The following is a 23,549-nucleotide window of genomic DNA, read 5'->3' on the forward strand; positions in this document are numbered from 1 at the left end:
TGTCTCAAAAAGTCTTGCCTGCATTCTTCGCCGGTCATGCACCCGTCACAACACATTTATATTGAGCGCTGCATTAGTTTTAATAATGGATATTCGCCTCTCTCCCTCATTGCTTGCCTGGCTGCGCAGTTTTGATGCAGCCGCCCGCCACGGCAGCTTTACCAAGGCAGCGGCCGAGTTGTGCATCACCCAGGGCGCCGTCAGCCAGCAGGTCAAGCAACTTGAAGACTGGCTGCGCCGCCCGCTGTTCTTGCGCACCCCGCGCGCGCTGGTGCCCACGCCCGAGGGCAAATGGCTGGCCGTGGTGCTGCGCGAGAGCTTTGACGCCATCGAAAGCACCCTGGCCCAGATGCGCCAGCCCGCAGAAGCCGCCACCGCCACCCTGAGCTGCTCACCCTCGTTTGCCATGAGCTGGCTCACGCCCCGACTGGGCGACTTCTTCCGCCAACACCCTCACACCGGCCTGCGCGTGTTTGGCGAGTTCCACACGCTGGACCGCACCCGCATGGTGCGCGACGGCATCGAGGCCGCCGTGCGCTTTGACCTGGGCGGCTACCGCGACCTGAGCGCTACCGTGTTCCTCGACGAATGGCTCATCCCCGTGGCCAGCCCCGAGTTCCTGGCCCGCCACCCGCCCATCACCCAGCCGCAAGACCTGCACGGCGACTGGCTGCTGCACGACGGCAGCGCCTGGGACGGCGCCGACACCTACGAAGAATGGCAACACTGGTTTGCGCAGATAGGCGCCACACCGCCGCCCTGGGCAAGTGGCCAGCAGTTCAACCTGTCGCAACTCGCCCTGGGCGCCGCCCTGGCAGGCCAAGGCATCGCCATGGGCCGCGCGGCGCTGGCGCTGCAGGACGTGAAGGCCGGGCGCCTGGTGCCGCTGCTGGGACGCAGCGTGTTGTCGCGTGCGGCGTATTCGTTTGTGACCACTGCACATCCGAGCCCGGCGATGCAGCTCGTGCGGGATTGGTTGGGGGATGAGGCAGTGCGGTTTTGTGGGGAGCGGGGGCAGGTGTTGCCAGCACCGCTGGATGCCAGGTAGCTGAGTAGCTGAGTGGGTCAGATTAACGCAGCCCAATCGGCGCACTATCCACCAGCGAGGTGTCAGGTTATACCCAGCGAGTTAGCGCGAATATTGCGATTAAAAATTCAGTGTTTTTGCCTCTGGCGCTTATTGAGAAAGCGCTAGCAGCTATTGTTTTTGACAGATTCGTGGCTGTTCACGGCCAATGAATTCTGAGGCAACTGGCCCTATGACGCGGCCCGCTCATTCACGGAGAAAGTCGTGGAGAGTAGCCCCCAGCCGGGCACTCGCGAGCAGTCACGGTGGCAATGCCTGAGGCAACGAGGACGACCGTTTCCGGTCAGAAGCAGTCGCTCAGGGTTTCAGTTGCGCGGGTAGCACTGTGTTTGGCACTGGCTACAGGTTCGAGAATTTTTGCATGACACACGACAAAAATCTTTCCCCAGTGGGCTGGTATGCGGTCTCGTATCTGCTGCGCTTCGTTGAGTTGGAGGACGACAGAAAGGACGATGATGAGGCTCGATTCCTGTCGTGGGAAAACACAATCCTTGTACGTGCATCGACCCTTGAAGAAGCCTATGAAAAGGGCATGATGGTAGCTCGCGAGAATGCGAAACCATACAAGGGCGGAACTCAAGGTGTTCCTGTTCAATGGCAGTTGGTAGGTATCACCGATGTCCTTCCAATCTACGAGGAGCTGGAAGATGGGGCGGAAATTTTATGGACTGAACGCGCGCCTCGAAAGCTCAAGAATCTCAAACAGATGGTGAGACCGAAGGGCTCGTTTCGGCAGTAGCTGCCAACATAGGAACAGGGGCTACAAATGTGAACTGAACGCCCCTTTCCAGAGAGTTCTATGTCGCGCCAGGGGCCGCTAACGTCCATCGACGTGGGGCAGAATCCGGCCAAGAGCAGCCGGTCGCGGCTAGCGAAAGCGGACTCTCAACGTTTGACATGAGGGACGTCCAAAGGCGCTAGTACATGGCGGGACGCGCTAGCGTCCTTCGCCGTGGGGCAAAAATCGGTCAGGATCAGTCGGTGACGGTGGCAAGATGCGGCCACTAAATGAGTGCACAAGCGGCATGAGGAGCGCTACCCGCTTTAGCCTTCATGGTTTTCATAAAAGAGAACTTGGTATTCACGCAGATTCTCTGATGAGCCTTCGATGAACTCAACAGCGAACTTTCGACCTGGGAAATCGAGTTCGAGCTTGGCTGCCCATGACGCCCGAAGCGTTCTTCCCAAAAATTGCAGTTGAGTTTCGGTTGCCTCTGACCAGATACCTGGATGCTGAATGTCTAGGATATGAAGATGATTGATTGTGGCCTCGACGACCTTTGCCTCATGATCCGTATGGGCCAACCAATTCTCCACATCTGAGGCAGTAACGCCCTCCCGGAACACCATTCCCCGCACCTCGACGAACTGCGGCCAAAAAAGAGTTGCGTACGCTGCTGCAAGCGAGAAGGTTCCCATGCAACTGACCCAGCCTTCCGGGGACTCTTCGCCTCCGTTATGGGCATCCCATTCTCTTAACTCCGGAACTAGCTCGTAGCGCTTCATGTTTGACGCCCAAATTTGATGTGGTCGGTAGCTCAGCGGATACGCCATCTGCCGCCAACACGGCACGCTCGCGCACCAAGACTATTAAACTGGAAATTTACCAAGCGACGGCTTTGCGCCGTGTGGACCAATGTCTCTAATGGGCCCTGAGCGGCCGTTCAGAAGCGCCGCCCGGAAGCTGCCTTTGACTTGCTGCACGCGGCTGTTGGAAATTTCGTTGTCTGCCTGCGGCAAGCTATAGTTTGCCGAGTTGACGCATGCCGGGTTTCACGGAATTTTTATACTTGGACGTTTGAGCAGGTCGTCCCTTGCAAACCTATGCTGCAAGCCACTCTCAGGAGAAATCAGTGTCCTGAATATCCCGCACGGTCCAGTTTATCCGCAGGTTTTGCGGAATACATCACGTTAGGCCTCAGAGAACATGCTCATGCGAATCCAGTACTCACTGCGCTTTCGAGACTACTTTGCCTTCAACGCAGTTCATCAGTTCCTACTGATCCCGAACCAGCTGTTCTTCGTTGCTGTGGCCGCCCTCATCGCGGTATCAGAGTCGATCGGAAGCGATGTCCGCCGAGGAGTCCTCGCTTGGGTCATTGCATACTCGGCAATGTGGGCGCTTCAACTCATGTACAACTTGGTGGTTCTCCACTCCAAGAAGAATCGCGCTCTGCTCACCGATCACGTCGTAGAGGTGTCGGACGACACGTTTTCAGACGCTACTGCGTTCTGTGTATCGCATTACAAGTGGCCTGGCATTGTCTCCACTGTCAGTTGCCCAGGCTTCGTGGCTGTCTACACTGCCGCGCACGCGGCCTGCATAATTCCCAGTCGCGCCTTCGCCGATGTGCCGCAGCGTGAGAAGTTTCTAGCTTATGTGCGCGCGAAGACTGCGGCCTAACCCCTCGGTCAAGGGGCCTGCCTGCGGCAGGCCCCTTACCTCAAACGTTGAGCGTCTGCTTCCATTCGCTCCCACAGGCTGCTACTGGCCGAATTCTGCCCCACGGCGAGGGACGCTAGCGGGCCCATTCCAGCCGCTAAGCCTATTTGGTGCAACAAGCACGAATCAAGTCAACCAATGAGTCCAAAAGAAAAACGGTGATACAGACGATGGCGACATTCCAGGCAAAGAAAGACAGGCGCGCGACCTTCTCTCCCGCGCGCCCTCTTTCACGCAATTCGAAGTAGCCCACAAATGTCCTGGCGCGAATCGCTACGTAAGTATGTGACACGGTCCACACAAGCAGCGCCATAAAGAAGACTAGCGCAACGATCGTCAATATCGGATGCATCACTTAGCAGCTCACTTCCATCAATGTCAGCTCTTGGCCGATCGTACGCGTTCGGCGCATGTAAACGAATGACTGCACCCGCTGCATTGCGGCCGTCAGTGCAGTCCCGGTGTCTCAGACTTTAATGCACTGTCTAAGACATCAATGCCCAGGAACAGCGGCAGAGACTGGGCCAGACTTACCTCGGCCCTCCCCCCAACTTTGCGCTCACGCCGTGGTGAAAAACCCTTGAAAAGATAAATTTTGTACTCTTTTATAAAAAACAAGAGTATAAATATCATCATGTCTACCGACCTCATCCCCACCCTCGCAGCCGCCCGCAAGGCCCACCAAATGACCCAGGCCCAACTTGCCGAAAACGCGGGCCTGTCTCGCATGACCGTGCAACGCACCGAAGGCGGCGACCTGGACCCGCGCTACTCCACCCTGGCCGAGATGGCGCGCGTGCTGGGCATGGACATCATTGCCGTGCCCAGCAGCCTGCGCCCCAGCCTGGAGGCGTTCATCCAGTCTGGTGGCAAGTTTCTCGGTCAGCCGGAAGGGGTGGACGCTCCGCCCTCGGTGGTGGACGGTCTGCGCCGCTGACCCCAGCGAAACCCAGCCCACCCGCCTGGCCCGCACACATGAGCACCTCCATCCGCTACCTGCGCCTGTACTTGCACCGGCCTGTGCTGGCAGACGGTGCCCCCGGCGAGGCAAGTACGCCCGGCGGGCGGGAGGCCATTGGCTACCTCTCGCAGTACGGCGACATCCTGCGCGTGTCGTTTGACGAGAGCTACATCCGCAACCCACAGCGCCCCACCCTGTCGCTGAGCTTTCAGGGGGCCGACGAGGCCGCCACGCAGCAGATCCTCGCGTCGGCGCGCGATGCGCGGCTGGTGCGCACCGATGGGCGATGGCCGGTGTACTTTCAGAACCTGCTGCCCGAGGGCCACAACCGCGAGCGCCTGGCGCGCGAGCGTGGCTGCAGCCCCGATGACGAGTTTGAGCTGCTGGCCGCCGCAGGCCACGACCTGATGGGCGCGCTGGAGGTGGAGCCCGTGCCCGCGCAAGACGGCATCCCGGACGTGGTGCGCCACTGGCACACCACCCAGGGGCTGGATGTGCTGGAACCTGGGTTTGTCGAGTTCCCTGTACAAGACGCAGCCTCGCTGCCCGGCGTGGTGACCAAGTTCAGCGCGGTGCAGGACGGCCGCCGCTACACCGTGCACCGCCAGGGCGCGGCGGGCAGCGTGATCTTGAAGCTGCCCACCACCGCCCACCCCGATCTGGTGGCCAACGAGTACACCGGCTACCAGTTGTGCAAGGCGCTGGGGCTGAACGTAGCCGATGCGCGCGTCATCACCCGCGCCGAGGCCGACCTGCCCGATGCCGTGCCCTTCAACGAGATACTGGCCGTGCAGCGTTTTGACCACCTGCCCGGCGGTGCGCGGGTGCACATGGAGGAGTTCAACCAGGTGCTGGGCTACACCCCGCGCCAAAAGTACGGCAAAACCCATGGCAAGGGCGCACTGCAGGACTGGGCCACCATGCTGCGCGTGCTCAATCGCCTGAGCCGCCAGCCGGTGTTGGACACGCGCGAGTTTCTGGCGCGCATGGTGGCGTTCATCCTGATGGGCAACACCGACGCCCACCTGAAAAACTGGGCCCTGGTCTACCCCGACGGTCGCGTTCCGCAACTGGCCCCGGTGTACGACCCGGTGTGTGTGGCCGCGTTTTTTGACGGCGTGCCCGACCAGCAATATGCGGTGAACCGCGCCATCGACAACACCCTGCGCGCGCTGACCTGGGACGACATGGAGGGCCTGATCAAATCCGCCGGGCTGCTGCGCGTGCCCCGGCACCTGGTCTTGTTGCGCGATACGGTGGCGCAGGCCCAAAAAGAATGGCCCAGCCTGCTGGAGAGCGCCCCGGATTCCATGCGCAACGTGGTGGCGCAGCGGCTGGCAGGCGGCGTTGCGCTGGCCCGGTGATGACGGGCCACGCTGCAAAATCGGCCTGCCTGCAGGCAGGGCTTGGCGCAGGCCGCACCTTTTGACCCCCAACAGTTTTTGATTCGTTGCCCCCATGCAAACCCACACCCCACCAGCCATTACGCCACCTGCTTCGGGTTCGTTGCCGCCCGATGCGGAGAGAGGCGCCTTGCAGGTGCCCCACCTCAAACGCTGCTGGTCACGCTGGATGGCCGCGCGCCAGGGCCAGGCGTTGAAGGGCGCCCAAGGGGAGGCCCACCGCACGCAGACCGTGCTGTCCGCGCTGGGTGTGGGGCTGGAGCAAACCATGCAGTACGTGCTGAATGAGGCCCCGGATTTCGCCACTTTTGAGGACTGGATCGTGCGCACGGCGGGCGCGCCCGACGCAACCACCGTGGCGCGGATTCAAGCCCTTGTGGACGGCGGGCCGCCCCCTGAAATGGCGCTGCAGTTGCAGGCCCAGATCCATGCCATGGAGCCCGTGCTGAATACGAACGACCTGGCGCACTGGGACGAGCATGGCTATGTGGTGGTGCGCCAAGCCGTGACGCCAGAACACAGCGCTGCCGCCGCGCAGGCGGTGTGGGAGGCCGTGCGCGCCAACCCGGCGGATGTGGAGTCCTGGTATGCCCACGCGCCGCGCAACATCATGGTGCAGCTGTTTCAGCACCCGGCGTTCGAGGCCAACCGGCGCTCCCTGCGCATCCACAAGGCGTTCGCCCAGTTGTGGGGCACGGCAGACCTGTGGCGCAGCACCGACCGCTGTGGCTTCAATCCACCAGAACGCCCCGGCCACTCCTACGGCGGCCAGGGCATGCACTGGGATGTGAGCCTGCAGCAGCCCATTCCCTTTGCCACCCAGGGCATCCTGTACCTGACCGACACGCCGCCCGAACAAGGCGCCCTCACTCTGGTGCCAGGCTTTCACCGCCGGGTGGGCGACTGGCTGGCTGGCCTGCCTGCCGATACCAACCCACGCCAGCAAGACCTGCAAGCGCTGGGCGCCAAGCCCATCGGTGCCCGCGCGGGCGACCTCGTAATCTGGCACCAGGCCCTGCCCCATGGCCCCAGCCCCAACCGGGGCACACAACCCCGGCTGGTGCAGTACATCAACCTGGCCCCCGCCCATGTGCCCTGCCACGAGGGCTGGCTTTGATCGTGCCATGGCATGCGGCGCGTCCACCGACCACCATCGCCCTGCTGGTGGAGGTGAAGCCCCCAGCGGCTGGCGCTGAACGCGTTCGCTTACGCGGTCGGATTCAAACGCTGCAAAATTGATAGCTACCAGCGCTTATTCAATAAGCGCTAGGCACGATTTTTATTCAAAATCTTACATCTCTAAAGGGCAACCCGAAGCTGGCGCGCCTAAAGTCTGGGTACCCTGGGAAGCACACGCCCCGAACCACCGCCCGAAAGGATGCCCATGGCCAAGATCCTGGAAGTGAAATACGAAAACCAGGCCGACGCCCACATTTGCGAAGTGGCGCATGAGAGCCAGGCTGACCTGTGCTGGCACGAGGTGCACTACGCCACGCAGGCCAGCGGTGACGCCATCTGGTTCTTTGTGGCCTATGCCAACCAGGCCAGCTTCAAGGTCTACCGCGTCAAGCACGCCAGCCAGGCAGACCTGAAGATCTTCAGGGTCAGCGCCCCGGAGCAGGCTGGCTGGCGGACCAAAGACCACCTGATGATCGGCAAGCTGGGCAAATAAGCGCGGCCCATCCAGAGCCTGTTCAGGCCCTCCTGGCGCCGTTACCGCGCGTTGTCACGCGTTGCCGCGCGTTGTCGGATGGCGCCTCATCCCCCCACGCACTTTTGCACCTGCTCACCCAGCCCCGTGGCGCCCAGGCGCACCACATCGCCGGGCTTGAGGAACCAGGGGGCAGGCTTTTGCCCCAGCCCGACGCCTGCGGGCGTGCCGGTCAGCACCACGTCGCCCGGCTCCAGCGTCATGAACTGGCTGATGTACGACACCACCGGGGGCACGCCAAAGATGAAATTGCGCGTGCTGCCGTTTTGCACGCGTTGGCCGTTCACCTCCAGCCACAGGTCGATGGCGTGCGGGTCGGACACCTCGTCGGCCGTCAGTAGCCAGGGGCCGATGGGCGCGAAGGTGTCATAGCTCTTGCCCTTGTCCCACTGGCCGCCGCGCTCTATCTGCCAGGCGCGTTCGGACACATCGTTGGCCAGCACATAACCGGCGACATGAGCCAGCGCGTCGGCCTCGGACACATGGCGGGCGCGGGTGCCGATGACGATGCCCAGCTCCACCTCCCAGTCGGTCTTGGTGGCGCCGGGCGGGATCCGCACATCGTCGTTGGGGCCGCTCAGTGCGGTCACGGCCTTCATGAACAACACCGGCTCGGCGGGCGGCTGCATGCCCGCCTCCTTGGCATGGTCGGCGTAGTTGAGGCCCACGCACACGATCTTGCCCACGCCACCCACCGGGCTGCCCAGGCGGGGCGCGCCATACACCGCAGGCAGGCGGCGCGCGTCGATGGCGGCCAGCGCCGACAAGGTGCGGGGGTTGAGCTGCGCGGGGCCGATATCGGGCAACAGCATGGACAGGTCTCGCAGCGTGCCTTGGGCGTCCATCAGGCCGGGGCGTTCTGCGCCGGGCTGGCCGTAGCGAATGAGTTTCATGGGGTGTCCTTGTCTCTTTGGATGGATGCGGCCCTGGGGGGCGTGCCACCCGGCAGCATAGCGGCAGACCATCACGCGCGTGTGCACCATTGGTCGCCCCGGGCTTGCCCGTTCACGAAGCCCCGCAGCCAGCGCGATGCACGGTGCGCGCGTAACATGGGCGGCTGGCGCGCCGCCATACCATATCGCTATAATATTGATAGCTATTGGCGCATATAACACCGGCGCAACGGCCACTTTTCATTGATTCTTGCACCCATGGCAACTGCCACAGCTCCCACCCCCAACCCCGAAGCGCCCTCGCGCCCGCAGCCCCGCAACCCGACCGATCTGTTCTGGTCCTTCACCTGGCTGGCGCTGCAGGGTTTTGGGGGGGTGCTGGCCGTCGTGCAGCGCGAGCTGGTGGAGAAAAAACGCTGGATGACGAACGAGGAGTTCGTCGAAGACTGGGCCGTGGCGCAGATCATGCCGGGCCCTAACGTGGTCAACCTCAGCATCATGATCGGCGACCGCTACTTTGGCCTGCGCGGTGCCTTTGCGGCGCTGGCGGGCATGCTGACCTTTCCGCTGATGCTGGTGCTGGCGCTGGCCGTGGTGTACGCACAGTTCTCGGCCCAACCGGCCGTGGCCGGCGCGCTGCGTGGCATGGGGGCGGTGGCGGCGGGCCTGATTGCCGGGGTGGGCATCAAGCTGTTTGTCTCCATCCACAACCACCCGCTGGGCCGTCCCCTGTGCCTGGCCATCACGGTGCTGACCATCGTGGCCATGGCCTGGCTGCGCTGGCCGCTGTTCTGGATCTTGCCGGTCATCGGCGGAGCCGCCTGTTTGCTGACCTGGAGAAAGCTCGCGCCATGAGCACCACAGCACCCCTCACCGCCCCCCTGATGGCCCTGACGGCCCTAAGCGTCGGCGACTGGCTCAACCTCTTCCTGTACTACATGTCGCTGTCGCTGCTGGCCGTGGGCGGCGCCATTGCCACTGCGCCCGACATGCACCGGTTCCTGGTCGAGCGCCAGGCGTGGCTGACCGACCCGCAGTTCAACGCCTCCATCGCCATCGCCCAGGCGGCCCCGGGCCCGAACGTGCTGTTCATCGCCCTGCTGGGCTGGAACGTGGGCATCAACGCGGGCGGCCCCGGCGTGACCGGCTGGCTGCTGGGTGCCTTGGGCATGGCGGTGTGCATGCTGGGCGTGATGCTGCCCAGCAGCCTGCTGACCTGGACGGCCACCCGCTGGGGCCACCGCAACCGCGAGCGGCGCGGCGTGCGTGCGTTCAAGCAAGGCATGGCCCCTGTGGTGATCGGCCTGCTGGTGGCCACGTCCTGGGTGCTGGCCCGCGCCCATGGCGAATGGGCCACCGACTGGCCCCTGTGGCTGCTGACCGCCGTGGCCACGGTGCTGGTGTGGCGCACCAAGCTGCACCTGCTGTGGATGCTGGGTGCGGGCGCGCTGCTGGGGGCGCTGGGGCTGGTCTGAGCTTCGGGACCCGCCCAAAAAAAGGCCAGCGCATGCGCTGGCCTTTTTTTGATTTGCTTGAAACCACTGGGACGTGGTCACGTGGTCACGTGGTCAGCGCATCAGCTGATCCGGCGGCCGTTTTCGGCGTAGATCGCCAGGTAGATGGCGTCCGAACCGATGTACGGGGCCTTGTTGCCAAAGCCCACGTTGAAGTCGCCAAACGACAGGGACCGGATGGCCATCAGCCCGGCGCGCAGGCGTTCGCGCGTGGGCTCCTTGCCTGCGTTCTTCAGGCCTTCGATCATGATCTGGGCGTTGAGCCAGCCTTCCAGCGCGCTGTTGCTGTTCAGGAACGCCGGGTCGCCACCGGTGGCCTTCATCGTGCTCTGGAACTTGCGCACCGCCACCGACTTTTGCGAGTTGGCGTCCGGGAACACCTGCACCAGCGCCAGGCCGCGCGTGGACGCGGCCAGCTTGGGCAGCTCCGACGAGATCACCGTGACAGACAAGCCTGCGAGCGGCACGCCCTGCGCCTTGGCACGGAAGGCCTGCACAAACGCGGTGTTGGCCGTGCCTGTGGTGGCCAGCAGCACGGCGCCCGGGCGCTCTGCCACCACCTTGTCCGCCAGCTCGGCGCCATTTTTGCCGTCCACGGCCAGCGCAAACTCGCCGCCGCGCTCGACCTTAATCTCGTCCAGCGCTGTGGACATGTCTTTGAGCACCTCTTTGCCAAAGGGGTTGTCCAGGTACACCACGGCAATGCGCTTGAGACCCATCTCCACGATCTGCTTGACCAGGCGCTGGGTTTCTTCGCGGTAACTTGGGCGCAGGAAGAACACATGCTTGTTGGCCGCTGCACGCAGCGATGTGGCACCGGTCACCGGGCCCACGGTGGGGATGCCCTTGGACTCGATGAGCGGCAGGATGGACGCCGTGTTGGCCGTGCCCAGCGGCGAGATCAGCGCAAACACCGACTGCGCCTCCACCATCTCGGTCACGTTCTTGAGGGTGCGCGCAGCCACATAGCCGTCGTCCTTGACCTCCATGCGGATCTCGCGGCCCAACACGCCGCCAGCAGCATTCACCTCGGCAAACGCGGCCTTCATGCCCGCCACCTGCTCAATACCGGCCTGGCCGAGCGGGCCTGTCAGTGCGATGGAGCAACCCAGGGTGATGGAACGCGCGGTCAACGCGTCCTCGGCCGCCATCGCGGTGTGGGCCCATGCGGGCAGGCCGGTGGCGGCAGCGGCCTGGGTGGCACGCAAAAGAAAGTGGCGACGGCTCATGGTGTGCAGGGCGGATAAAACAAAGGTGGGGCAGGCTACCGGCCAGAGCACCCCCCGCCTGTCCGCTGGGCGACAAAGGGTTGCAGGAGCACGTCAAACCAGGGTTTCCACCTATATCTGACAGCCTGTAAACGCCTTCTGCGCAGCCGCGCAGCCCAACGCGGGGCGCCTACGCCCTGCGCACGCTCACTCGCCCAGCAACTGCGGCAGCACAGTCGCCGATGCGCCGCGCAACACCACCTGCGCTACATCGTCCAGCGCACTGGGCGCCGGGTTGAGCACTACCACCCGCGCCCCAGCGGAGCGCGCCTGGTGGGCCAGGCCCGCTGCCGGGTACACCGCCCCGGCCGTGCCCACCACCAGCATCAGGTCGCAACGGGCCACCGCCTGTTCGGCTGCGCCCAATGTGGCCGGCGGCAGGGACTCGCCAAACCACACCACGCCCGGGCGCACCAGGTTGCCGCAGCGGTCGCAGTACGGCGGGTGGCCTGCCACCGCATGGTCGATGTGGCAGCAGTGGCGCGGTGTGTTGAGCCAGCGGTTTTCAAAAATATCGCCATGCAGGTACAACACACCCGTGCTGCCCGCACGCTGGTGCAGGCCATCCACGTTCTGGGTGATAAGGGTGATCCGGTCAGGGTGACGGCGCTGAAAATCAGCCAGCGCCCCATGCCCGGAATTGGGCAACACCCCCGCCAGCAGGTCGCGCCGGTACTGGTACCAGTCCCACACCCACTGTGGGTGGGCGCGAAAGCCCGCCTCGGTCGCCATGTCCTCAGGGCGGAACTGCGCCCAGTAGCCCGTCTGCGCGTCGCGGAAGGTAGGCACGCCCGATTCGGCGCTGACTCCGGCACCCGTCAGCACGGCCATACGCTGGCTTTGCCGGACCCAGGCTTTCACGGTGTCCAGCATGGTGCCTTCGTTGATGGGGATGGCTGACCCTGAGTCAGGTCCGCTGACGCAAAGCCTCGTATAGGCACACACCGCTGGCCACCGAGACGTTCAGGCTTTCCACGGCGCCCTTCATGGGGATGCTAACCAGCTCGTCGCAGGTCTTGCGCGTGAGCTGGCGCATGCCGTCGCCCTCGGCGCCCAGCACCAGGGCCACGGGGCCTTTCAGATCGACCTGGTAAACGGTCTTGGGCGCATCGTCGCTGGTGCCGATGCACCAGATGTTGCGCTCCTTAAGTTCGTTCAGGGTGCGCGAGAGGTTGGTGACCATGAAATACGGCATGGTCTCGGCCGCACCGCTGGCCACCTTGGCCACGGTGGCGTTGATGCCCACGGCATGGTCCTTGGGCGCGATGACGGCATGGGCACCCGCGCCATCGGCCACACGCAGACAGGCGCCCAGGTTGTGCGGGTCGGTCACGCCATCCAGCACCAGCAGCAAGGGCTGCTCGATGCCTGCGGCTTCGAGGTTTTCCAGCAGCTCATCGAGCGAGGTGACCTGGGCCACGGGCTCTACCCGCGCGGCCACGCCCTGGTGGCCGTGGCTGCCCGCCAGCTTGGCAATGCGCACGCTGTCGGCTTCGATGAGGCGGGCACCGGCCTCGCGGGCACGGTCGAGAAACTGGCGCATGCGCGCATCGCGGCGCGTGGCTTCGTAGTAAATCTCGATGATGGATTGCGGCGCGGTCTTCAGACGCACGCCCACGGCGTGAAAGCCGAAGAGAACTTTGGGGCTGGACATGGGGGGATTATCCGCTGGGCGCGGCCTACTCCCTCAGGATACTATCAATTTCATAGCTGCTTGCGCATGTTTCACTAGCGCCTGCAGCCAAAAACGCTCAAAAACCAGCCACCCACTCACACCACACGCCCTGCATCGATGGTGATGCGCCGCTCGCACTGCGCGGCAATGGCGCGGTCGTGGGTGACCAACACCAGCGTCGTGCCCAACTCGCGGTTGAGCTCGAACATGAGCTTCATGATGGTTTCGCCGGTCGCAAAGTCCAGGCTGCCCGTGGGCTCATCGGCCAGCAGCACGGCAGGCTGCACCACAAACGCCCGGGCCAGGGCCACGCGCTGCTGCTCGCCGCCCGACAGCACCTTGGGGTAGTGCGACAGGCGCTGCCCCAGCCCCACGCGCGCCAGCATCTCGGTGGCGGCCTTGCGTGCATCGCGGCGGTCGGCCAGCTCCAGCGGCAGCATGACGTTCTCCAGCGCTGTGAGGTTGCCCATGAGCTGGAAGCTCTGGAACACAAAGCCCACCTTCTGGGCCCGCAGCGCGGCCCGCGCGTCTTCGTCGATGGCAAACAGGTCGTGGCCGTCCAGGCGCACCGTGCCGCGTGTCGGCGTATCCAGCCCCGCGATGATGGACAGCAGCGTGCTTTTGCCCGAGCCCGAGGCGCCGACGATGGCCGCCGTTTCCCTGGCAGCCAGGCGGAAATCGATATCCCGCAGAATGTCGAGGGTTCCGGTGGAATCCGTCACCGACTTGAACACATGCTCCACGGCAATGATGGGGGTGTCGGGCGCTGTCTTGGGCAGTGGGGAGGGTTCAGACATGAAAGGCTCTTTACTTTGATTCGCAATCTGCAGCAACGGCGCCACTTTATCCTGAGCGCATCTATCGGCCTGGTGGTGGGGCTTTGTGTGCCCACGGCCTTCGCGCAGGCCACCGCCAAGGCCGGGGCTGTGCGCCCGCCGGTGATTCTGGTGCTGGGGGATTCGCTCAGTGCCGAATACGGTCTGGCGCGGGGCACCGGCTGGGTGGCCCTGCTGGAAAAACAATTGGCGCAGGACAAGCTCGCCGCCACCGTGGTCAATGCCAGCGTGAGCGGCGAAACCACCTCGGGCGGCCGCTCACGCCTGGCTGCGCTGCTGACGCAGTACAAGCCCAGCCATGTGGTGATCGAACTGGGGGGCAATGATGCCCTGCGCGGTCTACCGCTCAAGAACACCGAAGAGAACCTGACCTGGATGACCCAGACGGCACAAAAGGCCGGGGCCAAGGTCTTGCTGGTGGGCATGCAGGTGCCGCCCAACTATGGCACCGACTACGCCAACAAGTTTGCGGGCCTGTTCACGACGGTGGCGCAGGCCCACAAGGCGGCTGTGGTGCCATTTTTCTTGAAAGGGGTAGCTGACGGGCCAGACCCGACCCGCCAGTTCCAGCCTGATCGCATCCACCCGCGCGCAGAAGCGCATCCGCAAATGCTGGCCAACGTGTGGCCGGAGCTGAAAAAGCTGCTGCGTTAAAACGCAGCCGAGGCGTCAGGCGCCCGTAGCGCCCGCAGGCTGCTCGGGAGTCCCGGCTTCGCCTGCTGGCTGGTCATCAGCGGGCTGGTCACCACCCTGCGGATCGTCCGGCCTGCGCTGTGTTTTGGACCTCAGCTTCTCTTCCTTTTTTTTCTTTTTGGCGAGTTCGCGCTGGCGTTTTTCGTATCCGTAGTTGGGTGTTGCCAAGGTAATTGCTTCCTGAAGTTGAGACTCACTGTAACAGCATGGGGGTTTCAGGCCCCCGCCGGGTTGCGTTGCAGCGGGATGACAGAGGCACGGTACGCATGCCAGCTGGCAAAGCCCAACACCGGCCCCGCCAGCACCAGACCCACCCCCCAAAACCACAACGAGGCTGCCACGATGAGGGTAATCAACGCCCCCCACAGCAGCATGACTCCGGTGTTTTCGATCACCACACGCATGCTGGTGATGCCTGCGGTCAACGCGTCGGTGTCGCGGTCCAGGATCATGGGGATGGACACCACGGACGTGGAAAACACCAGCGCCGCAAACACGCCGCCCACCACCATATATACCGCCACAAAGCTCCAGTTTTGTGGGTTGAACACCGCCTGCAGCACACCGGTGGTTGATGGCATGCCAGTGTTGAAAAACACAGCAAACACCACCAACGACGCCCGACCCCACAGCAACTCCAGCACCACGAGCACCAACACCAGCATGCCCATGCTGCCCATATGGCTGTCCCAGCAGGTGAGCGACTCGCTCAGCGCGGGTTGCAGGCCCGCCTCGCGTCGGCGGCTGGTGTCGTACAGCCCCATGGCCAGAAACGGCCCCACCAGAAGGCAGCCGCTGGCGAGCGACATGGTGTATTCGGGCCGTGTGCGGAACACCCAGCCCAGCACCACCGCCATGACCCAAAAGCACACGCCGTAGAACAAGGCGATGCCCGGCGCAGCGCGCACATCCTTCAGGCCGCGCTGCAGCCACCGAAAAGGGTCGGCCAGGTGCAGCGACTGCAGCTGGACGGGCTGCGCGGTCTGGGCCTTCACGCGGTCGGCGATGGCCTCGGCGTGTTGGGATTCCGATGGGTCCGGCGCGCTCAATGCGTCCGGCGCGGGCTTGGAAGATGTCACGGTCATTCCGCCACACTAAGCCCGCGGCCCCGGCAGCGCCACTGAGGAAAGCCCGTATCCCGCGCAGATTCCAACGGCAGTGGGCAGTGCCAGACCCGCCCCGTGGGCTCAACCTGGGGTGAAGGCGTGCTCCATGGCCTGTTGCAAATCGCGCCGCAGATCCTCCACCGCCTCCAGGCCGATCGAAAACCGCACCAGCGTGCCCGGCTTCAAATGGGCAGGTGGGCGGCTGCGCATGCTGGCGATGTTGTAGGGCACAACCAGGCTCATGGGGCCACCCCAGCTGTAGCCCAGCTTGAACAAACGCAGACCGTCACAGAACGCATCCACCTGTTGCTGCGTGTAGCGGGCGTCGATCATTACGCTGAACAGGCCCGCTGCCAGCCCCTGCCCGCCCTGCGCGGCACCGCACAAAGCCTTCCAGTGCGCGTGGCCGGGGGCGCCTTCCAGCGCGGGGTGCAGCACCTGCGCAATGGCTGACTGCTGCTGCAACCAACGCGCCAGGTCGCGGGCGGCGTCATCGTGGGCACGGTAGCGCAGGCCGATGCTGGGCAGCGCGCGCAGCACGGCCTCGGCGTCGTTGGCGCCCACCCCCAGGCCCAGCCGCATGTGCGTGAGCTTGATCTTCATGTGCAGGCCCGGGTCGCGCGTGATGACGCTGCCCATGAGCACGTCGCCTCCGCCGCTCGGGTACTTGGTGAGCGCATGGGCCGAGATGTCCACGCCCAGGCTGCCGTCGCCCGTCAGGTCAAACGGCGCAAATGCCAGGCCCGCACCCCAGGTGTTGTCCAGCGCGGTCGTCACGCCCCGATCACGGCAGATGCGCACCTGCTCGCACAGGTCCGGAAACTCCATGCTGACAGAGCCCGGAGCCTCCAGCCAGACCAGCCGGGTAGCTGGCGTGATGCGGGCGGCAAGGTCAGCCGGGTCCAAGGGGTCGTAAAACACATGGGTGATGCCAAACCGGGCGAGTTCGCCATTGGCCAGGTCTTTGCCAGGCCCGTAGGCGTTGTCCGGGATCAGCACCTCGTCGCCGGGCTTGAGCAGTGCCAAACCCACATTGGCAATGGCGGCCAGTCCACTGGGCACCAACACACACTGCAGGCCGCCCTCCAGCGCACACAGGCGCTCCTCCAGGATGAAGGTCGTGGGCGTGCCGTGCAACCCGTAGGTGTAGCCGCTTTTGTCCTTCCACTCGCGCGAGCGCATGGCCGCGACGTTGGGGAAGATGACCGTGGAGGCCTTGAACACCCCCTGCTGGGGGGCTACAAACCCGGCCGGAGGTAGGTAGTCGTGGTGGACGATGCGGGTGGCAAGATCAATGTCGTGGTCTTTCATGCCAACCATGGTAGCGCGCCGCTCGGGGCGACCCCGGCGGCGCGTAGGTATCGGCCATCAGGGCTTGGGCGGCATGCACCGCGCGCCCTGTGGGTCTGCATCAACCCGCCGTCACGACCAGTTGGTTGTTCACCGAGGTCACGCCATTCACGCCCTTGGCAATGGTTTCGGCACGGTCGCGGGCCACCGTGGAGGGTGCGGGCCCGTTCAGGGTGACTTTGCCATTGACGGTGTCCACATTGATCTTGACAGCGCTCAGGTCAGGGTCCTTGGCCAGGCCTGCGCTCACCTGGGCGGTGATGGAAGCGTCGTCCATCACGCCCTTGGCCGTGTTGGCGGCTTGCTTGGCGGAGGCTTCGGCACTGGCCGCGCCCTGGTCCACTTTGGTTTCTGCGCTCTGCATGGCGCCTTCGGCCTTCACGCGGGCCTCGGCGGCGGCCTGCTCGGTCTTTTCGACGGCAGAGTCCAGGCGCTGGCCCACGGTGGGCTCCTCGGTCTTGTTGCAGGCGGCCAGCCCCAGAGCCAGGGCACTCACGGCCAGGATGCTGGCAATGCGATGTGCGGGACGATCGATCAGATTGAGATTGTGCAAATTCATGCGGTGACTCCTTGCGGTTAAGAGATGGGCAAACTGTAGGCAGCCGGCCACGGCTCGCGGGTCGGACACCACCGAAGTGTTTGTAGGACGGAGGCGCCAGCCAGGCACCGGCCGCAGCACCAGCAAGGCGGGCGACAATTGGGGCATGACCGTGTCTTCGCTCGCCCGCTGGTTTCCCTTTCTGAAATGGCCCCGTCCTGACCGACAACTGCTCAAAGGCGAGTTCTGGGCAGGCATGACGGTAGGGCTGATGCTGGTGCCTCAGGGCGTGGCCTACGCGGCGCTGGCAGGCATGCCGTTGGTCACTGGCATCTACGCATCCCTGATTCCGGCGCTGGTCGCCGTGTTGTTCAGCTCCTCCACCCGGCTGGGGGTGGGGCCCACGGCGCTCACCAGTTTGCTGATCGGCGCATCACTCACCGGCCTGGCCGAGCCGGGCAGCGCGCAGTGGGTGGCCCTGGCGGCATGGATGGCCCTGCTGTCGGGTCTGCTGCAGATGGTGATGGGCATGGCGCGTTTTGGCTGGCTGCTCAACCTCGTGACCTCGCCTGTGCTCAATGGTTTTACGCAGGCGGCGGCGCTGCTGATCCTGGGGTCGCAGCTGGGTGCACTCACCGGGCTGCGGGCCGCAGACTGGGGCGCGCTGCTGTCCACGCCATCGCCCGGCCTGTTTGACCTGACGGCAGCGGGCTTCGGCCTGGGCAGTCTGGCACTGCTGATGCTGGCGCGCCGCGTTTTGCCCCAGTTTCCGGCAGCCATCGTAGTGGTGGGCGCTGCGGGCACTTTGAGCTGGGCCTTGGGCTATGCCGACGCTGGTGGTGCAGTGGTGGGTACCTTGCCATCGGGCTTGCCAGCGCCCTACTGGCCGGGCGCCCTGCCCTGGTCCAGCTTCAGCGCACTGGTCATGCCCGTGCTGGTGGTGACGCTGGTGAGTTTTCTGGAGACCGCATCGAGCGCCAAGGTGGAGAGCCAACGCTCCAAAGAGCAATGGAACGAAAACCAGGACCTGATCGGCCAGGGCCTGGCCAAGATCAGCAGCGGCCTGTGCGGCAGTTTTGCCACGAGTGCGTCGTTTTCACGCTCGGCCATCAACCTCTATGCCGGTGCCAAGACGGGCTGGGCCACACTGTTTGCGATCAGCCTGGTGCTGGTCGTGCTGCTGTGGCTGACGCCCGCGCTGTACCACGTCCCGCAGTCGGTGCTGGCGGCGGTGGTGGTCACGGCCGTCACCAGCCTCATCAAGCCGGGCACCCTGCTGCGGCTGTGGCGGGTGTCGCGGGTAGAGGCCGTGATCAGCGGCGTCACCTTTGCCCTGACCCTGGCCACGGCCCCGCGCATGTACTGGGGCGTGCTGGTGGGCTTGTTGATGAACCTGAGCCACTTTTTGTACCAGCGACTGCACCCGCGCATCATTGAAGTGGGTCTGCACCCCGACGGAAGCCTGCGCGACCGGCACCTGTGGAACCTGCCGCCCCTGGCGCCCCGGCTGCTGGCGCTGCGCATGGACGCGGAGCTGGACTTTGCCTCTGCCAGTGCCCTGGAGCGGCGCGTGACCGAACATCTGGCCGCCCACCCCGAGGTCGTGCACCTGTGCCTGCTGGCGCAGCCCATCAACCGCATCGATGTGACCGGCGTGGAGACCTTCGCCCAGTTGCTGGCGCAGATGGAACTGCGGGGCGGCACCCTGCATCTGAGCGGCCTGAAGCTGCCCGCTGAGCAGGTGCTGCGTCAGGCCGGACTGCTGAAACTGGGGCCTGGGCTGGCCATGTACCGTACCGACGCCGACACTTTGGTGGCATTGCAGCAGCTTCCCGAGCCCGTGGCCAGGGCATAGACCGGGTTTCACCTACGCCGCGCACGCCTTACGTTGGCCCTGTTTTTGCTGACGCACTGGTACACTTGTCCAACTCTCCTTGTTCCAATTTGTGTCTGACTCTGCGGCCTCTCATCTGGTAGATCTGCGCGACCTTCGCCTGGATACTGCCCACGCTCTGGTGGCTCAGGCCGGCGGTAGCGAGGCAGCACTGCACCGCGAGGTGCCTTCTCTGTATCTGCAGGGTCTGATAGACGGCCTGTGCGAGCTGTCGCTCAAAGACCCTCTCACTGGCTTGGCCAACCGCAGGCATTTCCGCGCGGTGCTGGAACGCGAGATCGATCGGGTGACACGCTCGGGCGAAGCGGCCCTGCTGCTGATGCTGGACATCGACCACTTCAAAAAGGTGAACGACACCCACGGCCACCTGGCCGGTGACGTGGTGCTGCAGTCGGTGGCCCGCACGCTCAGCGCTTGTGTGCGCCCCATGGACACCCTGGCGCGCTATGGCGGTGAAGAATTTGCCGTGGTGCTCCCCGCCTGCCAGGCCGCCTTTGGCCGGGTGGTGGCAGAACGCATCCGGCGTGCGGTGGCCAACACGCCCATCCGTATCTCCCCCACGGTGGAACTGAACGTCACAGTGAGCATCGGAGGTGCTTTTGCGATGCAATGGATCCGGTCCACCACATTGCTGTGGACCGACCGGGCTGACCACCAGCTCTACCAGGCCAAGACGTCGGGCCGCAACCGCGTCAGCATCGAGGAGCAACCCGACAGCACCGTCAGTGCCGAAGAGAAAAGCCTGTTGTTTGGCCCGCTCTACACCCCCTCGGGTTGGGGCGACCTGCCTCCACTGGACCCCAACCCAACAGGCAGCGCCTACTGAAAGTTAGATGATGAGCGACGCGCTGTCCCCCCAACCCACTACGCCTGCAGCCCCTGCAGGTCCTGCCACACCCCTGGCTTCCGCCACACACGGCGCACGCATCATTGCGGTGACCAGCGGCAAGGGCGGTGTGGGCAAAACTTTTGTATCGGCCAACCTGGCCGCCGCCCTCACCCGCCGGGGCCAGCGCGTGCTGGTGCTGGACGCCGACCTGGGCCTGGCCAACCTGGACGTGGTGCTGAACCTGCACCCCAAGATCACCCTGCACGATGTGTTCACCGGCAAGGCCGCGCTGGATGACGCCGTCATCACTGCCCCCGGTGGCTTTGACGTGCTGCTGGCGGGCTCGGGCATGGTGGAGTATTCGCGGCTGACGCCTGAGGTGCGCAATCAGTTCCTGAACGTGATCCAGGCCCTCACACCACGCTACGACGTGGTGCTGCTCGACACCGGCGCCGGTATCTCCGACGTGGTGCTGTTCTCCGTGTCATTGGCCTCCGAGGTGCTGATCGTGGCCACGCCCGAGCCCACCTCGCTCACCGACGCCTATGCTGCCATCAAGGTGCTGGCCATGCAGCAAAAGCGTCAGCATGTGCGCATGGTCATCAACCAGGCCGCACGCCCGGGTGACGGCCGCGCCATCACCAGCCAGCTGCAGCAGGTGCTCGACCGCTTTGTCAGCACCGAGTCCGGCCGCCCCATGCGCCTGATCCACATGGGCGACATCCCGGCCGACCCCTCGGTGCGTGACGCCGTGATGCGCCGCCAGTTGCTGCTGCTGCAGACTCCCGGCTGCCCCGCAGCACTGGCCATTGCCCAGTTGGCCAACAAGATCGAGTCCACGCTGCTGTCGCCCGCGGCCTGACCCACACAAGCCAAGCTGCGCCCTGGGCGCAGCCCGGTCACTGTGACCCACAGGCCCGCCAGCGGGCCTTTGTGCATTTTTACTGCCGTGAACACTACCTACACCGTCCTCAACATCTCCTGCTACAAGTTTGTGCCGCTGCCCGATGCCGCCGCGCTGCGCGAGCTGCTGCATGAACGCGCGGTGGCCGCCCAGCTCAAGGGCACCATCCTGCTGGCGGAGGAAGGCATCAACTTCTTTCTGGCGGGCCCGGCAGAGGCTGTGCGGGGTTTTGTCGCGCAGCTGCGCACCGACGAACGCTTTGCCGACCTGGAGCCCAAGGAAAGCTGGTCGGCCACCGTGCCATTTCGCAAGATGCTGGTCAAGGTCAAGCGCGAGATCATCCGCATGGACCACCCCACCATCCGCCCCGCCACAGGCCGCGCACCAGCCGTGGACCCCGACACGCTGCGGCGCTGGCTGGACCAGGGCCATGACGATGAAGGGCGCAAGGTCGTCACACTGGACACCCGCAACGCATTCGAGGTGGACGCAGGCACGTTCGACAATGCCATCGACTGGCGCATCGACAAGTTCACCGAGTTTCCGCCTGCACTGCGCGCGCACAAAAGCGAACTGCAGGACAAGACGGTGGTGAGCTTCTGCACAGGCGGCATCCGCTGCGAAAAGGCCGCCATCCTCATGCGCGAGGAAGGCCTTTCGCATGTCTACCAGCTGGAGGGCGGCATCCTGAAATACTTTGAGCTGACGGACGGCGCGCACTACCACGGAGGGTGTTTTGTGTTTGACGAGCGCCGAGTGCTGGACACCGGCCTCGCCACCGACACACCTGCAGCGACCAGCGAGATTGCTATTAAATAGTGAGCTACCAGCGCTTTATTTAGTAGCGCTACAGCCCATTTTCATTCCAACCATCACGCTTTGAATCGGTGTTCCGGCAGGGGGATCCACTCCACCTCGCCCGACACTTGGCCCATTGCCTGGGCCTCCCAGTCGCTGGCGGCCTGCACGATGCGGTCCTTGCGGCTGGAGACAAAGTTCCACCACATGTGGCGCGGAGCCTCCAGCGGCTCGCCGCCGATCACCATCAAGCGCACGGCGCTCTGGCCAGCCGTCAGACGTACGGGCTGACCGGGGTCTGCCACGGCCAGAATGTGCTCAGGCACATCCCCACCATTGAACGACACCGACGCATCGACGGTGTACACCGCGATCTCGGGCACCAGCGCCGGGATCTCCAGCGTGGCGCCTGCGGGCAACTGCACGTCAAGGTACAACGTGCGCGAATACGTGGCCACCGGCGAGGCCTGACCAAACGCCTCGCCGATCAGCACCCGCACGGTGGCGCCATCCACCTGCACCTCAGGGATGGCCGCAGCAGGCGTGTGCACAAAGGAGGGGTGGGCTTCTTCATGGGCCACAGGCAACGCAGCCCATAGCTGAATGCCATGGTTCACATAGGCCTGATTCGCCAGGTTTTCCGGGCGGCGCTCGGAATGCACGATGCCCCGCCCCGCCGTCATCCAGTTGATGGCGCCAGGCTCAATCTGCTGCACGTAGCCCAGGCTGTCGCGGTGCATGATCGCGCCCGAGAACAGGTAGGTCACCGTCGCCAGGCCGATGTGCGGATGGGGACGCACGTCGTGGCCTGCCTCGGGCTGCACGGTAACCGGGCCGAAATGGTCAAAGAACAGAAAAGGCCCCACCGCCTGCCGCTGCACGGCGGGCAGCAGGCGCCGCACCGTGAAGCCCCCTCCCAGGTCCTTGGCGTGGCCTGAAAGGCGCAGCGGCGCGCTCATGACAGCACCCCCACGGCGTCAGTGGCGGGTGCAGGGCAACAACGGTGGTTCATAAGGCAACTCCTGGACGGCTGGACGACTCGACGCAACGATGGCAACGATGGCAACGCCGCCAGCCTACCAGTTTCAGCGGGCCAATTTAGCGGCGACCTGGGCCACGCGCTGGCCGAACTGCTTACCCGTTTCCAGGTCGCCAGGAAACATCTCGGCGGCCGAGGCGTCGGATGGCGACTGCGCCATGGCACCGCTGAAGGACCCAATCCAGTTCACATCATTGCGCGTGGCCGCCTTGGAGTTGGCAGGCATCATGCCGGTGCCCACCCAGATTCCGCCGTGCTGCATGGCCAGGTGGAACAGGTAGTCCAGTGTGATCTGCTTGTCGCCGTTGGTGCTAGCACTGTTGGTGAAGCCTGCGAACAGCTTGTCCTTCCAGGCCTGGCTGAACCAGGGCTTGGACGAAGCGTCGGCAAATTTCTTGAACTGCCAGCTAGGGCCAGCCATGTAGGTGGGCGAGCCAAAGATGATGGTGCTGGCAGCGGCCAGGGTTTCCCAACCGCCTTCGGGCAAGTTGCCCTCGGCATCGATGGCGACCAACTGGGCGCCTGCGCCCTCAGCCACGGCCTGCGCCAGGCGTTGCGTGTGACCATAACCCGAGTGGTAAACAACTGCGATGTGTGCCATGAAATA

Annotated in this window: 26 protein-coding genes; 14 read left to right on the forward strand and 12 right to left on the reverse strand. The window is 64.4% G+C overall.

Features of this window, described 5'->3' with window-relative positions:
* Window positions 1–85 precede the first annotated feature (85 nt).
* Together OIN59_RS08435 and OIN59_RS08440 are read left to right on the forward strand one after the other, a co-directional pair.
* Window positions 86–1,048, forward strand: coding sequence for a LysR substrate-binding domain-containing protein (locus OIN59_RS08435; protein ID WP_274109194.1), 963 nt, complete (start codon window positions 86–88; stop codon window positions 1,046–1,048).
* Between the two features lie 400 nt (window positions 1,049–1,448).
* The gene (locus tag OIN59_RS08440) at window positions 1,449–1,826 is read left to right on the forward strand and encodes a DUF4288 domain-containing protein (RefSeq protein WP_274109196.1); all 378 of its coding nucleotides are present in this window, start codon (window positions 1,449–1,451) and stop codon (window positions 1,824–1,826) included.
* A gap of 305 nt (window positions 1,827–2,131) precedes the next feature.
* Here the strand turns inward: OIN59_RS08440 and OIN59_RS08445 are convergent, their stop codons facing one another.
* Window positions 2,132–2,593 (reverse strand): hypothetical protein, encoded by a 462-nt coding sequence (locus tag OIN59_RS08445; protein WP_274109198.1) that lies wholly within the window; start codon window positions 2,591–2,593, stop codon window positions 2,132–2,134.
* 427 nt (window positions 2,594–3,020) lie between these two features.
* Between OIN59_RS08445 and OIN59_RS08450 the strand changes: the two genes are divergently transcribed.
* The 5 genes from OIN59_RS08450 (at window position 3,021) to OIN59_RS08470 (ending at window position 7,566) form a co-directional block, all read left to right on the forward strand.
* Window positions 3,021–3,491, forward strand: a complete 471-nt coding sequence (locus OIN59_RS08450; protein ID WP_274109200.1) for a hypothetical protein — start codon at window positions 3,021–3,023, stop codon at window positions 3,489–3,491.
* A gap of 673 nt (window positions 3,492–4,164) precedes the next feature.
* Window positions 4,165–4,467: a helix-turn-helix transcriptional regulator gene (locus OIN59_RS08455; protein ID WP_274109202.1), complete on the forward strand. Its 303-nt coding sequence runs from the start codon at window positions 4,165–4,167 to the stop codon at window positions 4,465–4,467.
* A 38-nt stretch (window positions 4,468–4,505) separates the two neighbouring features.
* Entirely contained in the window at window positions 4,506–5,855 is a 1,350-nt protein-coding gene (locus OIN59_RS08460; RefSeq protein ID WP_274109204.1) for a type II toxin-antitoxin system HipA family toxin, read from the forward strand.
* A gap of 94 nt (window positions 5,856–5,949) precedes the next feature.
* A complete protein-coding gene (locus tag OIN59_RS08465) occupies window positions 5,950–7,011 on the forward strand; it encodes a phytanoyl-CoA dioxygenase family protein (protein WP_274109206.1) in 1,062 nt (353 codons plus the stop codon).
* Between the two features lie 267 nt (window positions 7,012–7,278).
* Window positions 7,279–7,566 (forward strand): DUF6150 family protein, encoded by a 288-nt coding sequence (locus OIN59_RS08470; protein WP_274109208.1) that lies wholly within the window; start codon window positions 7,279–7,281, stop codon window positions 7,564–7,566.
* Between the two features lie 86 nt (window positions 7,567–7,652).
* Here the strand turns inward: OIN59_RS08470 and OIN59_RS08475 are convergent, their stop codons facing one another.
* A complete protein-coding gene (locus tag OIN59_RS08475; protein ID WP_274109210.1) occupies window positions 7,653–8,498 on the reverse strand; it encodes a fumarylacetoacetate hydrolase family protein in 846 nt (281 codons plus the stop codon).
* A 258-nt stretch (window positions 8,499–8,756) separates the two neighbouring features.
* On the opposite strand from OIN59_RS08475, the gene OIN59_RS08480 reads away from it, so the two are divergent.
* Both OIN59_RS08480 and OIN59_RS08485 read left to right on the forward strand, forming a co-directional pair.
* Complete coding sequence (locus OIN59_RS08480; RefSeq protein ID WP_274109212.1) at window positions 8,757–9,353, forward strand: chromate transporter; 597 nt, start codon at window positions 8,757–8,759, stop codon at window positions 9,351–9,353.
* Complete coding sequence (locus OIN59_RS08485; RefSeq protein ID WP_274109213.1) at window positions 9,350–9,973, forward strand: chromate transporter; 624 nt, start codon at window positions 9,350–9,352, stop codon at window positions 9,971–9,973. Before OIN59_RS08480 ends, OIN59_RS08485 begins: the two co-directional genes overlap by 4 nt.
* 101 nt (window positions 9,974–10,074) lie before the next feature.
* On the opposite strand, the gene OIN59_RS08490 is transcribed toward OIN59_RS08485, so the two are convergent.
* The 4 genes from OIN59_RS08490 to OIN59_RS08505 form a co-directional block, all read right to left on the reverse strand.
* Window positions 10,075–11,241: an ABC transporter substrate-binding protein gene (locus tag OIN59_RS08490; protein ID WP_274109215.1), complete on the reverse strand. Its 1,167-nt coding sequence runs from the start codon at window positions 11,239–11,241 to the stop codon at window positions 10,075–10,077.
* 186 nt (window positions 11,242–11,427) lie between these two features.
* Entirely contained in the window at window positions 11,428–12,153 is a 726-nt protein-coding gene (locus OIN59_RS08495) for an SIR2 family NAD-dependent protein deacylase (RefSeq protein ID WP_274109217.1), read from the reverse strand.
* 34 nt (window positions 12,154–12,187) lie between these two features.
* Complete coding sequence (gene rlmB, locus OIN59_RS08500; RefSeq protein WP_274109219.1) at window positions 12,188–12,934, reverse strand: 23S rRNA (guanosine(2251)-2'-O)-methyltransferase RlmB; 747 nt, start codon at window positions 12,932–12,934, stop codon at window positions 12,188–12,190.
* Between the two features lie 116 nt (window positions 12,935–13,050).
* Entirely contained in the window at window positions 13,051–13,752 is a 702-nt protein-coding gene (locus OIN59_RS08505; RefSeq protein WP_274109221.1) for an ABC transporter ATP-binding protein, read from the reverse strand.
* Window positions 13,753–13,767: 15 nt separating this feature from the next.
* Here OIN59_RS08505 and OIN59_RS08510 point away from each other — a divergent pair, with 15 nt between their 5' ends.
* Window positions 13,768–14,445: an arylesterase gene (locus OIN59_RS08510; RefSeq protein ID WP_274109223.1), complete on the forward strand. Its 678-nt coding sequence runs from the start codon at window positions 13,768–13,770 to the stop codon at window positions 14,443–14,445.
* Window positions 14,446–14,460: 15 nt separating this feature from the next.
* Here the strand turns inward: OIN59_RS08510 and OIN59_RS08515 are convergent, their stop codons facing one another.
* The 4 genes from OIN59_RS08515 to OIN59_RS08530 form a co-directional block, all read right to left on the reverse strand.
* Window positions 14,461–14,652 (reverse strand): hypothetical protein, encoded by a 192-nt coding sequence (locus OIN59_RS08515; protein WP_274109225.1) that lies wholly within the window; start codon window positions 14,650–14,652, stop codon window positions 14,461–14,463.
* Between the two features lie 47 nt (window positions 14,653–14,699).
* Window positions 14,700–15,569, reverse strand: a complete 870-nt coding sequence (locus OIN59_RS08520; protein ID WP_274109227.1) for a DUF2189 domain-containing protein — start codon at window positions 15,567–15,569, stop codon at window positions 14,700–14,702.
* A 102-nt stretch (window positions 15,570–15,671) separates the two neighbouring features.
* Window positions 15,672–16,910, reverse strand: a complete 1,239-nt coding sequence (locus tag OIN59_RS08525) for a PLP-dependent transferase (protein ID WP_274109229.1) — start codon at window positions 16,908–16,910, stop codon at window positions 15,672–15,674.
* Between the two features lie 91 nt (window positions 16,911–17,001).
* The gene (locus tag OIN59_RS08530) at window positions 17,002–17,499 is read right to left on the reverse strand and encodes a BON domain-containing protein (RefSeq protein WP_274109231.1); all 498 of its coding nucleotides are present in this window, start codon (window positions 17,497–17,499) and stop codon (window positions 17,002–17,004) included.
* 145 nt (window positions 17,500–17,644) lie between these two features.
* Between OIN59_RS08530 and OIN59_RS08535 the strand changes: the two genes are divergently transcribed.
* The 4 genes from OIN59_RS08535 (at window position 17,645) to OIN59_RS08550 (ending at window position 21,924) form a co-directional block, all read left to right on the forward strand.
* Window positions 17,645–19,333, forward strand: coding sequence for a SulP family inorganic anion transporter (locus OIN59_RS08535; protein WP_274109233.1), 1,689 nt, complete (start codon window positions 17,645–17,647; stop codon window positions 19,331–19,333).
* Between the two features lie 91 nt (window positions 19,334–19,424).
* A complete protein-coding gene (locus tag OIN59_RS08540) occupies window positions 19,425–20,198 on the forward strand; it encodes a GGDEF domain-containing protein (protein WP_274109235.1) in 774 nt (257 codons plus the stop codon).
* A 10-nt stretch (window positions 20,199–20,208) separates the two neighbouring features.
* A complete protein-coding gene (locus OIN59_RS08545) occupies window positions 20,209–21,063 on the forward strand; it encodes a MinD/ParA family protein (protein WP_274109237.1) in 855 nt (284 codons plus the stop codon).
* Between the two features lie 87 nt (window positions 21,064–21,150).
* Window positions 21,151–21,924, forward strand: a complete 774-nt coding sequence (locus OIN59_RS08550) for a sulfurtransferase (protein WP_274109239.1) — start codon at window positions 21,151–21,153, stop codon at window positions 21,922–21,924.
* A 53-nt stretch (window positions 21,925–21,977) separates the two neighbouring features.
* On the opposite strand, the gene OIN59_RS08555 is transcribed toward OIN59_RS08550, so the two are convergent.
* Complete coding sequence (locus OIN59_RS08555; RefSeq protein WP_274109241.1) at window positions 21,978–22,862, reverse strand: pirin family protein; 885 nt, start codon at window positions 22,860–22,862, stop codon at window positions 21,978–21,980.
* Window positions 22,863–22,988: 126 nt separating this feature from the next.
* Window positions 22,989–23,543, reverse strand: coding sequence for a flavodoxin family protein (locus OIN59_RS08560; protein WP_274109243.1), 555 nt, complete (start codon window positions 23,541–23,543; stop codon window positions 22,989–22,991).
* Window positions 23,544–23,549 lie beyond the last annotated feature (6 nt).

The sequence above is a fragment of the Acidovorax benzenivorans genome (assembly GCF_028680575.1).
Lineage (GTDB): Bacteria > Pseudomonadota > Gammaproteobacteria > Burkholderiales > Burkholderiaceae_C > Acidovorax > Acidovorax benzenivorans.